This window comes from Bradyrhizobium hipponense (assembly GCF_008123965.1).
Classification (GTDB): domain Bacteria; phylum Pseudomonadota; class Alphaproteobacteria; order Rhizobiales; family Xanthobacteraceae; genus Bradyrhizobium; species Bradyrhizobium hipponense.
The window spans coordinates 1-14,517 of sequence record NZ_VSTH01000109.1; the positions used below are offsets into that span (position 1 = coordinate 1).

11 protein-coding genes are annotated in these 14,517 nt (G+C 64.3%); 7 read left to right on the forward strand and 4 right to left on the reverse strand.

Annotated elements, in window-relative coordinates; all coding sequences use genetic code 11:
* Positions 1–161 precede the first annotated feature (161 nt).
* Both FXV83_RS29585 and FXV83_RS29590 read right to left on the reverse strand, forming a co-directional pair.
* Entirely contained in the window at positions 162–1,301 is a 1,140-nt protein-coding gene (locus tag FXV83_RS29585) for an acyl-CoA dehydrogenase family protein (protein ID WP_148743130.1), read from the reverse strand.
* A gap of 155 nt (positions 1,302–1,456) precedes the next feature.
* Positions 1,457–2,671 carry an acyl-CoA dehydrogenase family protein gene (locus FXV83_RS29590; RefSeq protein WP_148743131.1) on the reverse strand — a complete coding sequence of 405 codons (1,215 nt, stop codon included), beginning with the start codon at positions 2,669–2,671 and terminating at the stop codon, positions 1,457–1,459.
* A gap of 158 nt (positions 2,672–2,829) precedes the next feature.
* Between FXV83_RS29590 and FXV83_RS29595 the strand changes: the two genes are divergently transcribed.
* Both FXV83_RS29595 and FXV83_RS29600 read left to right on the forward strand, forming a co-directional pair.
* Complete coding sequence (locus FXV83_RS29595; protein ID WP_187436253.1) at positions 2,830–3,375, forward strand: carboxymuconolactone decarboxylase family protein; 546 nt, start codon at positions 2,830–2,832, stop codon at positions 3,373–3,375.
* A gap of 109 nt (positions 3,376–3,484) precedes the next feature.
* Positions 3,485–3,979, forward strand: a complete 495-nt coding sequence (locus FXV83_RS29600) for a VOC family protein (protein WP_148743133.1) — start codon at positions 3,485–3,487, stop codon at positions 3,977–3,979.
* 116 nt (positions 3,980–4,095) lie between these two features.
* Here FXV83_RS29600 and FXV83_RS29605 read toward each other — a convergent pair whose 3' ends face one another.
* Both FXV83_RS29605 and FXV83_RS29610 read right to left on the reverse strand, forming a co-directional pair.
* Positions 4,096–5,331 carry an MFS transporter gene (locus FXV83_RS29605; RefSeq protein WP_148743134.1) on the reverse strand — a complete coding sequence of 412 codons (1,236 nt, stop codon included), beginning with the start codon at positions 5,329–5,331 and terminating at the stop codon, positions 4,096–4,098.
* A 238-nt stretch (positions 5,332–5,569) separates the two neighbouring features.
* Positions 5,570–6,817, reverse strand: coding sequence for an MFS transporter (locus tag FXV83_RS29610; protein ID WP_187436254.1), 1,248 nt, complete (start codon positions 6,815–6,817; stop codon positions 5,570–5,572).
* 214 nt (positions 6,818–7,031) lie between these two features.
* Between FXV83_RS29610 and FXV83_RS29615 the strand changes: the two genes are divergently transcribed.
* From FXV83_RS29615 to FXV83_RS29635, 5 genes are all read left to right on the forward strand, one after another.
* Positions 7,032–9,116 carry a prolyl oligopeptidase family serine peptidase gene (locus tag FXV83_RS29615; protein ID WP_148743136.1) on the forward strand — a complete coding sequence of 695 codons (2,085 nt, stop codon included), beginning with the start codon at positions 7,032–7,034 and terminating at the stop codon, positions 9,114–9,116.
* 215 nt (positions 9,117–9,331) lie between these two features.
* Positions 9,332–10,279, forward strand: a complete 948-nt coding sequence (locus tag FXV83_RS29620) for an aminoglycoside phosphotransferase family protein (protein WP_187436255.1) — start codon at positions 9,332–9,334, stop codon at positions 10,277–10,279.
* A gap of 367 nt (positions 10,280–10,646) precedes the next feature.
* Positions 10,647–12,269: an ABC transporter substrate-binding protein gene (locus FXV83_RS29625; RefSeq protein ID WP_148743138.1), complete on the forward strand. Its 1,623-nt coding sequence runs from the start codon at positions 10,647–10,649 to the stop codon at positions 12,267–12,269.
* A 229-nt stretch (positions 12,270–12,498) separates the two neighbouring features.
* Positions 12,499–13,512 carry an ABC transporter permease gene (locus tag FXV83_RS29630; RefSeq protein ID WP_148743139.1) on the forward strand — a complete coding sequence of 338 codons (1,014 nt, stop codon included), beginning with the start codon at positions 12,499–12,501 and terminating at the stop codon, positions 13,510–13,512.
* 3 nt (positions 13,513–13,515) lie between these two features.
* Entirely contained in the window at positions 13,516–14,415 is a 900-nt protein-coding gene (locus FXV83_RS29635; RefSeq protein ID WP_148743140.1) for an ABC transporter permease, read from the forward strand.
* The last annotated feature ends 102 nt before the right edge of the window (positions 14,416–14,517 follow it).

Genomic DNA, 14,517 nt, shown 5'->3' on the forward strand with positions numbered 1-14,517 from the left:
CTGCCACCCATAGGATCTACTGGCTACACGCTCTTTCCCCTCATCCTGAGGAGCGCGCCTTCGCGGCGTCTCGAAGGATGAAAGGCCGAGACGGAGTAGCGGGGGCCTTCATGGTTCGAGACGCCGCGAAGGCGCGGTTCCTCACCATGAGGGGTGAGAGCTCAATACCCCCGCGCCCTTGCCAGCTGCTCGGTGTGGTAGTTCGCATCACCGAACAATTCCTCGCACACCCGCGCGCGCTTCATGAAGAAGCCGATGTCGAACTGGTCGGTCATGCCCATGCCACCGTGCATCTGCACGCCTTCCTGCACCGCGCGCGTGGCGGTGGTGCCGGCACGAGCTTTTGCCACCGCAACGGCTGACGCTGCTTTGGCGACATCGGCGTCCAGCGCCTGGAGCGCTTTCATCACGGCGGCGCGGGTGATCTCGATGTCGACATAGAGTTCGGCGGCACGGTGCTGGAGCGCCTGGAATTCGCCGATCAGCTTGCCGAACTGCTTGCGGCTCTTCAGGTACTCGACGGTGCGGCCGAACACCTCTTCGCTCAAGCCCACCATCTCGGAAGCCACCGCGCCGCGGCCGATGTCGAGTACGCCCTCGAGCAGGCCGGCGCCCTGATCGACCTCGCCGAGCACGCTGTCGGCGTTGACCTCGACATTCGCAAGCTCGATCCGCGCGGCGTTGTGCGCGTCGACCATGATGGTGCGCTCGACCGCGACGCCCTTGGCTTTCGGATTGACCAGGAACAGCGTCAGGCCCTCGCGCTCTCCAGGAGAGCCCGCGGTGCGCGCCGCGACGATCAGGATGTCGGCGACATGGCCATCGACGACCAGCGCCTTGGCGCCGCTCAGCTTGAAACCGTTGCCGGCGCGCACGGCCTGAAGACTGGTCTGGAGCGGGCGATGCTTGGCGCCCTCGTCGATTGCGAGCGTCGCGAGCAGGGATCCGTTGGAGATCTTCGGCAAGAATTCCGACTTCTGCGCGGCATTGCCGCCGCGATTCAGCGCCGAGGCCGCGACCACGCTGGTGGCGAGGAACGGCGACGGCATCAGGGTGCGGCCGATCTCCTCCATGACCACGCCGGCCTCGACGAAGCCGAGACTGCTGCCGCCGAACTCTTCCGGGACCAAGAGGCCGGCGAAGCCCATCTCGGCGAAGGCATGCCAAAACTCCCTGGAGAAGCCGACCGGGTCCTTGCTGTCGCGCAAGTGCCGCAGATGCGACACCGGCGCCTTGTCACTGATCAGCCCGCGGGCGGAGTCGCGGAGCATCGATTGTTCTTCAGTGAGGACGAGGGCCATGGTGGTGTTCCGATTTGAAATCTATCTCTGTTCGTCATTCCGGGATGTGCCGAAGGCGCAGGCCCGGAATCCATCGTGCGTCAGTGTTGGCGGAGGAATGGATTCCGGGCTCGCGACCTCGTCGCGCCCCGGAATGACGGGTGGTAGCGTACGCCTCACGCCCCCGGCAGATCGAGGATGCGCTTGGCGACGATGCCGAGCATCACCTCGGATGTGCCGCCCTCGATCGAGTTGGCCTTGGTGCGCAGCCAGGCGCGCGGACGGGCGCCCTGCCTCGAGCGCTCGCTTTCCCACTCCAGCGCGTCAACGCCGCCGGCCGACATCAAGATCTCATAGCGGCGCTTGTTGAGCTCGGTGCCGTAATATTTCATCGCCGAGGAGAACGCCGGATGCGCCTGTCCGGCCTTGGCGAGATCGACGGCACGTTCGGCGCAGGCGGCGAGCGCGGCTTCGTCGACATCGAAGCTGGCGATCCGGCCGCGCAGCATCGCATCGTCCAGGCGGCCAGCTGCGTCGGTGCCGACCGAGTCGGCAGCGATCTGGCCGAGCGGACGGCCGACGCCGCGTTCGCCCATGCCCGATATCATCGCGCGCTCGTGCTGCAGCAGGTATTTCGCGACATCCCAGCCGCGGTTGACGGTGCCGACGACATGCGACTTCGGCACGCGGACATTGTCGAAGAAGGTCTCGCAGAACGGGGAATAGCCGGAGATCAGGAGGATCGGCTTGGTCGTCACGCCCTTCGAGGCCATGTCGAACAGGATGAAGCTGATGCCGTCATGCTTCTTCGCGGTTGGATCGGTGCGCACCAGGCAGAAGATCCAGTCGGCGTAGTTGGCGTAACTGGTCCAGATCTTCTGGCCGGTGATGACGAAATCGTCGCCGTCGCTCTCGGCGCGGGTCTGGAGCGAGGCGAGATCGGAGCCGGCATTCGGTTCGGAATAGCCCTGGCACCAGCGGATCAGGCCCGCCGCGATCTTCGGCAGATGCTCCTTCTTCTGCGCTTCGTTGCCGTATTTGAGCAGCGCCGGCCCGAGCATCCAGATGCCGAAGCTCGACAGCGGCGGCCGTGCGCCGATTCTTCCCATCTCGGCGCGCAGCACCTTGTGCTCGGCGGCGCTCAAGCCGCCGCCGCCATATTCCTTCGGCCAGTCCGGCACGGTCCAGCCCTTGTCGCGCATGCGCTCGAACCAGATGCGCTGCGGCTCGGAGGAGAATTTTGCGCTACGCCCGCCCCAGAACACGTCGGCATCCGAGGTCGCGGGCTTGCGCATTTCCGGCGGGCAGTTGGCCTCGAGCCAGGCGCGGGTCTCAACCCGGAAGGTTTCGAGATCGGCGGCCTCGGAGTCGCCCGCTGTGGAGTCTGTCATGGGTCGTTTCCATCATTCGAAATCGGCTTGTTGCGGGCGACTCTGAGCTATCGCCTCGCGGAATTCAACCATTTCCATGACGCGCCGCCGCGCATGCCGGGCCGCATTCGGCTATCATGGCCGACACGGCGATGCTTGAAAATAAAGAGGAAACAACGATGCGCCTGAAACTACTTTCGCCTGGCGAAATGAACGAGGCCCAGCGACAGACTTACGACGAGTCGATTGCTGGCAAGCGCGGCAAGCCGCCGGCGCCGATGATGGCCTGGCTGAGCAGCCCGGAGATGGCCCGCCATGCGACGCGGCTCGGCGAGGTCCTGCGCTTCGGCACGATCTTTCCGGCAAAGCTCTCGGAGATCGCGATCCTGGTGACGGCGCGGCACTGGACCGCGCATTACGAATGGTACGCGCATAAGCGTCTGGCGCTTGCCGGCGGCATGGATCCAAAAATCATCGACGCGATCCGCGACCGCCGCACACCGGAGTTCGATGATCCCAAGACTAAGATGATCTACGATGTGGCGAGGTCGCTGCATGAGGGCCATGGCGTCGAGAAGGGCCTCTATGATGATGCGGTCAGGATGCTCGGCGAACGCGGCGTCGTCGAAGTGATCGGCCTGTGCGGCTACTACACGCTGGTGTCGATGACGCTGAATACGTTCGAATTCGGCCTGCCGGAGGGCGAGGTGTCGGAGCTGGCTTGATCGCCGATCGGATGCACAGTTTCGCATCCGGAAACGCTGGGTTTCGGGATCGGCCAGTAGCACTGTCCCGGGGCTCGACTTAAGTGGAGTTGGTCAACGGAGCAACCGCATGCCGCAGAACCCCGCCGTCCACGCCGGCACCAGGATCGGCCACGTCCACCTCAAGGTCGCCGATCTTGATCGCGCGCTTGGCTTCTATTGCGGCGTGCTCGGCTTCGAGCTGATGCAGCGCATGAGCTCCGGTGCGGCCTTCATCTCGGCCGGCGGCTATCATCACCACATCGGGCTCAACACCTGGGAGAGCAAGGGCGGCTCGCCGCCGCCGCCGGGCACGACCGGGCTCTATCACACCGCGATCCTTTATCCGACCCGGCCGGCACTGGCCGATGCGCTGCATCGCGTGCTCTCGGCCGGCATCGCGCTCGACGGCGCCAGCGACCATGGCGTATCCGAGGCGCTTTATTTGCGCGATCCCGACGACAACGGCGTCGAACTGTACTGGGACCGGCCTAGGGAGCGATGGCCCTTCGGGCCGGACGGCAAGCTTGCGATGGTCACCAAGCGGCTGGATGTCGAGGAGTTGTTGCGGCAGCGGGAAGCGTGATGCCGCAGGCTTCGTAGGGTGGGGCAAAAGCGAAGCGTGCCCACCAGTTCTTGCAGCACGAGCGGAGAGCAGATGGTGGGCACGGCGCTACGCGCCTTTACCCACCCTACGAAGTTCTATGACGCCGTCAAATGTGGTCGCCCGCGCACCATGATCATCGCCGCGGCCATCACCTCCAGCGCGATGCAGAGGTAGAACGGCAGCGAATAGCTGCCGGAGAGATCGCGCAGCAAGCCGACCACGCCGGGGCCGAAGGCATAGGTCACCTGGTTGATCGCGGTGTTGAGGCTGATCAGCACGCCGAACGAGGCGGAATCGAACTCCCGCTGCACGATCAGCGACGGCAGCGTGATGAGGTTGCCGACCGAGAAGCCGAACACCGCGCAAGCCGCAATCAGCACGTAGTCATTGTGCAGGTTGATGACGACGAGGAGCGCCGCTGCCTGGCTCAGGAACGACAGCGCCGAGGCAAGGCGCTGGTTGAGGCGGTCGATCACCATCGAGAACAGCACGCGGCCGATCACCGCCATTGCCGTCAGCACCGCCACGGCGACGGCCGCGCGCTCGCGCCCAATCACGGGATCGAGGAACGAGATCAGGTGCACGATGAAGCCGACCTGCGCGAACAGCACCAGCGCGAACGCGATCGTCACGGTCAGGAAGCCGATGTCGCGCATCGCGCGCGTGCGGATCTGCGCCGACGATTGCGGCTTGGCTTGCTCGGTCCCACGCCAGCCGTGGAGATCGGGCGGCCGCCCGACGACGATCAGGATCACCGGCACGAGCAGCACCAGCATGACGCCGGCGACGGTAAACATCGCGCTGGCAAAGCCGATATGGCCGATCAAGCTCACCAGCAGCGGCACGCCGACGATGCCGCCGAAACTCGCGCCATTGAGCGCCAGGCTGATCGCCATGCCGCGCTTCCGGTCGAACCACAGGCTGATCGTGTTGGTGATCATGGCAAGGCTGGTGCCGGCCCAGCCGAAGGCGAGCACGGCGTTCGCGAGATATAGCTGCCAGGGCTCGCGCACCGCGCCGATCGCAACCGCGGCGGCCGACATCGCCAGCGTGCCGGCGATCAGGCCGAGCCGCGGACCGTATTTGTTGACGGCTTCGCCGACGAAGACGACGAGCAGCGCGCCGAACAGATAGAAGAACGTGGTGCCCGAGGAGATCAGCGAGGCCGACCAGCCGTGCGCGCGCTGGAGCTCGGCGACATAGACGCTTTGGCCGTAGAAGCCGAGGCCCCAGCCAAAAGTCGCGAGCAGGAAGCAGACCGCAACGATGCGCCAGCCTTCGTAGCGGAGGGAGGATTCGTCGATCGCTGGAGTCTGTGGGTTGTCGAGCATGCTGCCTACTCCGTCATGCCCGGGCATAGCCGTCTGAAGGACGGCGTCGCTTCCGCTCGCCTATGCCCGGGCATCCACGTCCTTCGATCCGCGTGCCTAAGACGTGGATGGCCGGGACATTTTGCGTGAAGACGCGCTTCGCGCTTTAGCCCGGCCATGACGACATCTAAATAGCCCTCACCGGAAAAGCACTTCGACAGCGATCGAAGCATCAACGTTGCTGCCAGCCTCCTGCCAGTCAGATCGCGTCCGGGAACTCGCCCATCGCCGCTTCCAGCCGCGCATTGCGCCGACGGGCCCAGGAGACGAGTGAGAGCACGACGAGGCCGAGCAGCACCGGCGGGAACACCACCATGTTCACCGCGGACCAGCCGAAATTGGCGAGCAGCTGGCCCGACGAGAACGAGCCGATCGCCATCATGCCGAACACCAGGAAATCGTTGAAGGCCTGCACCTTGTTGCGCTCCTGCGGGCGGTGCGTCTCCAACACCAGCGCGGAGGCGCCGATGAAGGAGAAATTCCAGCCGACACCGAGCACGATCAGCGTGGCCCAGAAGTGCATCGCGGTGATGCCGGAGAGACCGATCGTGGCGGCGCCTGCTTCCAGCAACAGGCCGGCGGCGACGATTCTGGGTGCGCCGAAGCGGGCGATCAGCGCGCCGGTGAAGAAGCTCGGCCCATACATGGCGACGATGTGCCATTGAATGCCGAAATTGGAATCGCTCAGACTGAGGCCGCAGAGCTTCATGGCGAGCGGCGCCGAGGTCATCACCAGGTTCATCATGGGGTACGAGATCACGCCGCACAGCGCTGCTGCGACGAAGCGCGGCTGGGTCACGATCGAGAGCAGCGGCCGCCCGCCATGCAGATCAGCCGGAGCCGGCCTCGGCATGTCGACGCCGGCGACGATGCCCATCGCGACCAGCGCGACCGCGGCCTGCACCAGGAAGCTGAACGCGAACAGATAAGGCGACCAGACGTCCATGGTCCATTGCACGAGCTGCGGACCGAGCACGCCGGCGAACACGCCGCCGGCCATCACCCAGGATACTGCCTTGGGCCGGTACGCCGCGCTGGCGCCGTCGGCGGCGGCGAAGCGATAGGATTGCGCCACGGCGCCATAGAGGCCGCCGAGAAACGTCGCGACGCAGAACAGCGCGAACGAGGCATGCAGGATCGCGAACGAGCCGAGCAGGCCGGTGAGCGTGCCGCAGCCGGTGCCGATGACGAAGGCGGCGCGGCGGCCGAAGCGGCGCGAGATCGCGCCGGTCGGCAGCGTGCCGGCGGCAAGCCCCACCACATATATCGATATCGGCACGGTCGCGAACGACATGTCGGGCGCAAGCGTGGCGCCGACGATCGCGCCGGTGGCGAAGATCACCGCCGAATTCGCGCCGGTCAGCGCCTGTGCCGCGGCAAGACGCACCACATTGGTCCGCACGCGGTCGGCGGCGGCGATTTCGTCGGTTGCAGTCACGTCAAGCATTGGCATTTCCGCCCCAAGGAAGATCACAAGCGAGATCACAAGGGCATTGTTGATTCCCGGCACTATGGAGGGGCGCAGGAGGGTGAGCAACCGGCGCAAACGGGCGCAGGCCATGCCTCTGACGCAATCGGAGGGATGATACCGAGCCGCGCTCTTGACGGCTTGCGCTCGATCAAATCCTATCCCGCCGCGCTTTGTTTGCGGAGTTTGCATCATGTCCATCGACGACAGGCCCACGCTTGGCAAGCCCGATGACGATCCCTGGCTCTGGTTGGAGGAGATCGAAGGCCCGCGCGCGATCGATTTCGTCGAACGGCAGAACAGAGTGACGCTGGATAAATTCGGCGGAAAGGCTTTCGAACGCGACCGCGACACGCTCGCGGCGATCTACGACCGGCCCGACAACATTCCCTATGTGGGACGTCGCGGCACGCATCTTCACAATCTCTGGAAGGACGCCGCCAATCCGCGCGGCCTGTGGCGGCGGACCACGCTGGCGGAGTTTCGCAAAGCCAGCCCGGCGTGGGAGATCATGCTGGATATCGACCAGCTTGCGGCGCGCGAAGGCGAAGACTGGCTGCTGAGCTCGATCAGCTCGCAGCCGGGACAATCGCGAGTGATCTTAAGCCTGTCGCGCGGTGGCAGCGACGCCGTCACTTTGCGGGAATTCGACGTCGATACGAAGAGCTTTGTCGCTGACGGCTTTACGCTGCCGGAAGCCAAGGGCGGCGTCGACCGGCTCGATCCGGACACGCTGCTGCTGTCCAGCGCCTATGGCGAGGGCATGACAACGAGCTCTGGATATTCAAGGACCGTTCGGTTGTGGCGGCGCGGCCAGCCTGTCGATCAGGCGCAGCTGATCTTCGAGACCACGGCCGATCATATGATGATCTATGGCAGCGTCGACGACACCGGAGCTCGGCCGCGCACGTGGATCACCGACCAGATCGACTTCTTCAACTACGCCATCTGGCTGCGCGACGAAGCCGGCACCACGAAAAAGCTCGACCTGCCGACCGGCATCTGGCTGCAAGCGCATAGCGAGTGGTTCGCGATCAAGCTGCGCGAGGCCTGGTCGAGCGAAGGACGAACCTATGCCGCTGACGCCGTGCTCGGCATTTCGCTCCCGGCGTTCATGGCCGGCAGCCGCGGCTTCACGTTGCTGTTCGAGCCCGGCCCGCGGCGCGCCTTACAAGGCTTCTTCTGGACCGCGGGCAAACTGGTGCTCTCGATCCTCGACGAGCTCAGGCCGCGATTCGAGATCTGCACGCCGTCAGTCACCGGCTGGAGCCGCGAGACGCTCGGCGGCCTTCCTGGCATCGGCGTCGTCGACCTCTGGCCGCTCGATCGTCATCCGTCCGAAAGCAATGGCGATGTGCTCGCCAATGTCCAGGACCCGCTCACGCCGCCGTCGCTGCTGTTGATCGAGCGCGGCGTGACAAGCCCGACCGTGCTGAAGCAGGCGCCGAAGACGTTCACCGCCGACGGTCTCGTGGTGACGCAGCACGAGGCGATCTCGATCGACGGCGAGCGCATACCTTATGTTCAGACCGGCCCCGCGACCGAGACCGGCGATGCGCCGGTCTATATGACCGCCTATGGCGGCTTCGGGCTCGCGGTGAAGCCGTACTACAACGCCTCGCTCGGCAAGCTGTGGCTGGAGCGCGGCGGCACCGTCGTGCAGGCGAATTTGCGCGGCGGCGGCGAGTTCGGCACGCGCTGGCATGATGCCGGCCGGCTCGCCGGCAAAAAGCTGTCGCATGACGATTTCGCGGCCGTGGCCGCCGATCTCGTCCGCCGCGGCGTCACGACAGCGAAGCGGATCGCCGCGCAGGGCGGATCGAACGGCGGCATTCTGATCACCAACATGCTGGTGCGCTACCCGGAGCGTTTCGGCGCGCTGTTCTGCACCATCCCGCTGATCGACATGCGCCGCTACACCAAGCTGCTCGCGGGCGCGAGCTGGATCGCCGAATATGGCGATCCCGACAAGGCCGAGGAATGGGAGTGGCTGAAGACCTACTCCGCCTATCACAACGCAAAACCCGGCCAGTCCTATCCGCCGATCCTGATCGCCACCACGCGGCGCGATGACCGCGTCCATCCCGGTCACGCGCGCAAGATGGCCGCAAAGCTCCAGGCAATGGGCTACGAGGCCTGGTTCTACGAGCCGGCGGCGGGCGGCCACGGCTACGGCAAGGACAACAAGGAACGCGCAGGCTTCGAGGTGCTGGGCTATCAGTTTTTGAAGGACAAGATCGGCTGGCGGGACGGTGAGGGTTGCGGCCTCCCGTCCTGAGGTACAGGAGCTCGCGGCCATCCTTCGAGACGCCGCTGCGCGGCTCCTCAGGATGAGGCTAACCGGCATCGGGGCCAGGACGAGGCTAAGCGGGCATCGGGGCCCGTCGAAATGGCTGCCGCGCACTCCGCCCTCATCCTGAGGAGCCCGCCCAAAGCGGGCGTCTCGAAGGATGGGCCGCACGGAAACTGCTTATGAAATGCATCAAGGTCGCGATGTCGATGACACTATCTCACTTCACCGACGCAGAACGCTTTCGCGCCTTTCGCTCCGATTCAACACGCTGGCTTCCGATCGCGCTGGACATCGCTCGCAGCCACGGGCTCGACGTCAGCTCGCCGCAGGTGTTCGCGACCGGCACCAATCTCGTCGTCGGATTTGGCGAGAAGCTGATCCTGAAAATCTTCCCACCGCTGCTCCTTGCGCAGTTCGTCTCCGAACGCGGCTCGCTGACGCAGCTTGCAGGCCGCCTTCATCTGCCGATTCCGGGAATCGTCGCGGAAGGGATGCGCGACGGCTGGCCCTATCTGATCATCACGCGTCTTGCCGGCACGCTCGGCTCGGAGGTCTGGCCCTCGCTGCCGGAAGCGCAGAAGGAACGCGTGATGCGCCAGCTCGGCGAGACCATCGCAGCCGTGCAGCGCGCGCCGCTCGGACCGCTCTCGCAAATCGAGCCGCGCTGGGATGCGTTCATGCGCAGGCAGATGCAGGGTTGTCGCAGCAGGCACGAGCGTCTCGGCCTTGCGCCAAAATTCCTCGCCGGCCTCGACGATCTCCTGAGCGACGCAACCGACCTCATCCCGATGGATGCGCCGCCGGTGATCCTGATCGGCGAGTACATTCCAGAGAATTTTCTGCTCGCTTGCCACAACAGTGAATGGTCGCTCGCCGGCCTATTCGATTTCGGCGACGTGCTGACGGGATGGCGCGACTACGATTTGCTAGGCCCCAGCGCCTTCATGGCGGCGGGCCGGCCCGGCCGCGTGCGCAGCCTGCTCGAAGGTTTTGGTTATGCGAAGCCGGACTATGCGCTCAAGCGACGCCTGATGGCCCTGATGCTGCTGCATCGCGCCAGCGATCTCAACAGCCACATCTGCATCGAGGGATGGCAGGACAAGGCGAACGATCTCGTCGAGCTTCAGGATTTGATTTGGGCGGGGTGAGCGCCTCCCTCTCTGTCATTCCGGGGGCGCCGCGGAGCGGCGAGCTCGGAATCCATTTACCCCTCGCGTTCTGCGGCCCGATGGATTCTCAGATGCGCAATTGCGCATCATAGCTCGATGCTGCGCATCGCCCCGGAATGACAGGCAGCGCTTATTAAGCGGGCTCCTACTTCGGAGGGCTCAACAAATAGGCAATCATGCGTCTTTGTATGCAACTTTGGCGAGGGGCCGTTTGCTCTTGGCAGGCCGCATTTGAAAATTTCATTCGTGTCTTCAGCGCGTTAAGTCAGAATACGTCTCTTTCCATCCTTGGCACGAACCTTGCGAATCCAGTTCCAACCAGAAACTTTTGTGTTGGAGCATTTTCATGAAACGCCGCGATTTCCTCAAGTCCGCCACCGGATTGGCCGCTGGCGCGGCGCTTCCGGCCATGCCTTCGGTGATCTCGTCGGCCCAGGCCGATGCGCGCTCGGAGACGCTGCTGATCGTCTCGGAAGGCGGGCCTAACAATCTCGACATCCACGGCGTCGGCACCAACGTGCCCGGCTATGAAGTGTCCTGGAATTGCTACGATCGGCTGCTCAGCCACGAGATGAAGAGCGGGCCCGGCGGCGTGCCCTATTACGACCGCGACAAGTTCAAGGGCGAGCTCGCCGAGGACATCAAGATCGACGACATGTCGGTCACCTTCAAGCTGAAGAAGAACGCCAAATTCCACGACGGCACGCCGGTCACGGCCAAGGACGTCAAATGGTCGCTCGATCGCGCCGTCAGCGTCGGCGGCTTTCCGACCTTCCAGATGAGCGCGGGCTCGCTGACCAAGCCGGAGCAGTTCGTCGTCATCGACGACTACACCGTGCGGGTCGACTTCCTGAAAAAGGACAAGCTGACGATTCCCGATCTTGCGGTGATCGTGCCGTGCATCGTCAACTCCGAGCTGGTGAAGAAGAACGCCAGCGAAAAAGATCCCTGGGGTCTCGAATTCACCAAGCAGCAGACCGCGGGCTCCGGCGCCTACAAGGTGACGAAGTGGACTGCCGGCACCGAAGTGATCATGGAGCGCAACGAGGACTGGGTCGGCGGACCCTTGCCGAAGATCAAGCGCGTGATCTGGCGCATGGTGCCGCAAGCGGGTAACCGCCGCGCACTCTTGGAGCGCGGCGACGCCGATATCTCCTACGAGCTGCCGTTCAAGGATTTCCAGGAGATGAAGGCGAGCGGCAAGCTCAACGTGGTGTCGCTGCCGTTCTCCAACGGCATCCAGTATATCGGCATGAACGTCACCAAGCCGCCGTTCGACAATGTGAAGGTGCGGCAGGCCATCGCCTATGCGCTACCGTACCAGAAGATCATGGATGCCGTGCTGTTCGGTCTCGGCAATCCCATGTTCGGCGCGGCAAAGGACAAGGCGACGGAAGTCGCCTGGCCGCAGCAGCACAGATACAACACCGACATGGACAAGGCGAAGGCGCTGCTGACTGAAGCCGGCTACGCCAACGGTTTCGAGACCACGATCTCGTTCGACCTCAACTTCGCCGGCGTCAACGAGCCGCTGTGCGTCCTGGTGCAGGAATCACTCGCCCAGCTCGGCATCAAGACCACCATCAACAAAGTGCCTGGCGCCAACTGGCGCACCGAGTTGAACAAGAAGGAGATGCCGCTCTTCACCAACGTGTTCTCGGGCTGGCTCGATTATCCCGAGTACTTCTTCTACTGGTGCTACCACGGCAACAATTCCGTCTTCAACACCATGAGCTACAAGTCGGCGGAGATGGACAGACTGATCGACGGCGCCCGCGTTGCTGCCGCGGCCGGGGACGCCGCGACCTACGACACCGACGTGAAGGGTTTTGTCGATCTCGCCTACGCCGACATCCCGCGCATCCCGCTGTACCAGCCCTTCGTCAACGTCGCGATGCAGAAGAACATCAGCGGCTACCAATACTGGTTCCACCGCCGCCTCGATTATCGCGCGATGGCGAAGGGGTGAGGGGGGTCATGGCGCGCGACACGGCCGCGTCTCTCTGTATGTCTCCGACAAGTGAGGTGGGCAGCACTCTCTCATTCCCTCTCCCCTTGTGGGAGAGGGGCAGGGTAAGGGGTAGCCACGAACTCCGACCTAGCTTGGGGCTACCCCTCACCCCAACCCTCTCCCACAAGGGGAGAGGGGGCGCAGCGGTACGCGCGGCTCGATCTCATTTCCACACCAGGAGGTCGCCATGCTGACCATGATCGGCAAGCGCCTGATGTTCGCGATTCCCTCGCTGATCGGAGTCGTCATCGTCACCTTCCTGCTCACGCGCGCTCTGCCCGGTGATCCCGCGGCGTATTTTGCAGGTCCCGCCGCAACGAAGGAAGCCGTCGAGCAGATTCGCAAGAAGCTCGGTCTCGATCGGCCGCTGATCGAGCAGTTCTTCCGCTACACCAACGATCTCGCCCATGGCGATTTCGGCAACTCGCTCACCACCGGTCAGCCGGTCGCGGCCGAGATCCGCAATCGCCTGCCGGCCTCGGCCGAGCTGACGCTGCTCGGCCTCATCGTCTCGGTCGTGATCGCCATTCCCCTCGGCGTACTGGCGGCGACGCGGCCGGGGTCGTGGGTCGACCATCTCTGCCGGGTGACGACGACGGCCGGCGTATCGCTGCCGGTGTTCTTCACCGGCCTGGTGCTGGTCTACGTCTTCTATTTCCAGCTCGGCTGGTCGCCCGCGCCGCTCGGCCGGCTCGATGTGTTCTACAGCGCGCCGCCGACCGTGACCGGCTTCTATTTGATCGACACCCTGATCGCGCGCGACTTCGAGGCGTTCCGTTCGGCGGCCAGCCAGCTCATCCTGCCGGCAACGACGCTTGCAATCTTCTCGCTGGCGCCGATCGCGCGCATGACCCGCGCCTCGATGCTGGCGGTGCTGTCGTCGGAGTTCGTGCGCACCGCGCGTGCCAGCGGCCTGTCGCCCGCGACCGTCATCGTCACCTACGCCTTCCGCAACGCGATGCTCCCTGTCATCACCACGCTCAGCATGGTGTTTTCGTTCCTGCTGGGGGCCAACGTGCTGGTCGAAAAAGTGTTCGCCTGGCCCGGCATCGGCTCCTATGCGGTGGAAGCGCTGATCTCGTCGGACTTCGCGCCGGTACAGGGTTTCGTGCTGACCATGGCGGTGATGTACGTGCTCTTGAATCTCGTGATCGACATTCTCTACGGCGTGATCGATCCACGCGTCAGGCTTGAGGGTTAAACCATGAGCACCGTTGCGCCTGTTGTTGCACCCGTCGGTCCCGCGCGTACCTCGGGACTGGTCGCGCTCCTCGAACAGACCCGTTACGTTCTCGGCGAGAACAAGGTCACGGGCTTTGCGTTCGCGCTCCTGATCGTGATCCTCATTGCCGCAATCTTCGGTCCCTACGTGGTTCCGTATGATCCGCTGGCGTCCGACACCGCGGCGTCGCTGAAGCCGCCCTCGGCCGCGCACTGGTTCGGCACTGATCAGTTGGGCCGCGACATCTTCAGCCGCGTCGTCGTGGCAACGCGGCTCGATACGTTCATCGCGGTCGCCTCCGTCGTGCTGGTGTTCCTGATGGGCGGGCTCGCCGGCATCGCCGCGGGCTATTTCGGCGGCTGGACCGATCGCATCGTCGGCCGCATCGCCGACACCATCATGGCATTCCCGCTGTTCGTCTTGGCGATGGGCATCGTGGCCGCGCTCGGCAACACCGTGCAGAACATCATCCTGGCGACAGCCATCGTCAACTTTCCGCTCTATGCCCGCGTCGCGCGCGCCGAAGCCAATGTTCGCCGCAATGCCGGCTTCGTTCAGGCGGCGCGGCTGTCCGGCAACGGCGAGTTTCGCATCCTGCTGGTGCATATTTTGCCGAACATCATGCCGATCATGATCGTGCAGATGTCGCTGACCATGGGCTACGCCATCCTCAATGCCGCCGGCCTCTCTTTCATCGGCCTCGGTGTCCGCCCACCGACCGCGGAATGGGGAATCATGGTCGCCGAGGGCGCCGGCTTCATGGTGTCAGGCGAATGGTGGATCGCATTGTTCCCCGGCCTCGCGCTGATGATCGCCGTGTTCTGCTTCAACCTCCTCGGCGACGGCCTGCGCGACATCGTCGACCCGCAGCGGAGGACGTGATGGTTGGTTTCAAGTGCGGGCAGAAAAGCACGAAGCTCACATGTGAGGAGGGTGCCATCCTCTCATTCCCTCCCCCCTTGTGGGGGAGGGGCAGGGAGGGGG

Bases quoted from the DNA above. Each gene is read 5' to 3' on its own strand.
- FXV83_RS29585 (WP_148743130.1), bottom strand. From the start codon at position 1,301: ATGGCCCTCGTCCTCACTGAAGAACAATCGATGCTCCGCGACTCCGCC.
- FXV83_RS29590 (WP_148743131.1), bottom strand. From the start codon at position 2,671: ATGACAGACTCCACAGCGGGCGACTCCGAGGCCGCCGATCTCGAAACC.
- FXV83_RS29595 (WP_187436253.1), top strand. From the start codon at position 2,830: ATGCGCCTGAAACTACTTTCGCCTGGCGAAATGAACGAGGCCCAGCGA.
- FXV83_RS29600 (WP_148743133.1), top strand. From the start codon at position 3,485: ATGCCGCAGAACCCCGCCGTCCACGCCGGCACCAGGATCGGCCACGTC.
- FXV83_RS29605 (WP_148743134.1), bottom strand. From the start codon at position 5,331: ATGCTCGACAACCCACAGACTCCAGCGATCGACGAATCCTCCCTCCGC.
- FXV83_RS29610 (WP_187436254.1), bottom strand. From the start codon at position 6,817: ATGCTTGACGTGACTGCAACCGACGAAATCGCCGCCGCCGACCGCGTG.
- FXV83_RS29615 (WP_148743136.1), top strand. From the start codon at position 7,032: ATGTCCATCGACGACAGGCCCACGCTTGGCAAGCCCGATGACGATCCC.
- FXV83_RS29620 (WP_187436255.1), top strand. From the start codon at position 9,332: ATGTCGATGACACTATCTCACTTCACCGACGCAGAACGCTTTCGCGCC.
- FXV83_RS29625 (WP_148743138.1), top strand. From the start codon at position 10,647: ATGAAACGCCGCGATTTCCTCAAGTCCGCCACCGGATTGGCCGCTGGC.
- FXV83_RS29630 (WP_148743139.1), top strand. From the start codon at position 12,499: ATGCTGACCATGATCGGCAAGCGCCTGATGTTCGCGATTCCCTCGCTG.
- FXV83_RS29635 (WP_148743140.1), top strand. From the start codon at position 13,516: ATGAGCACCGTTGCGCCTGTTGTTGCACCCGTCGGTCCCGCGCGTACC.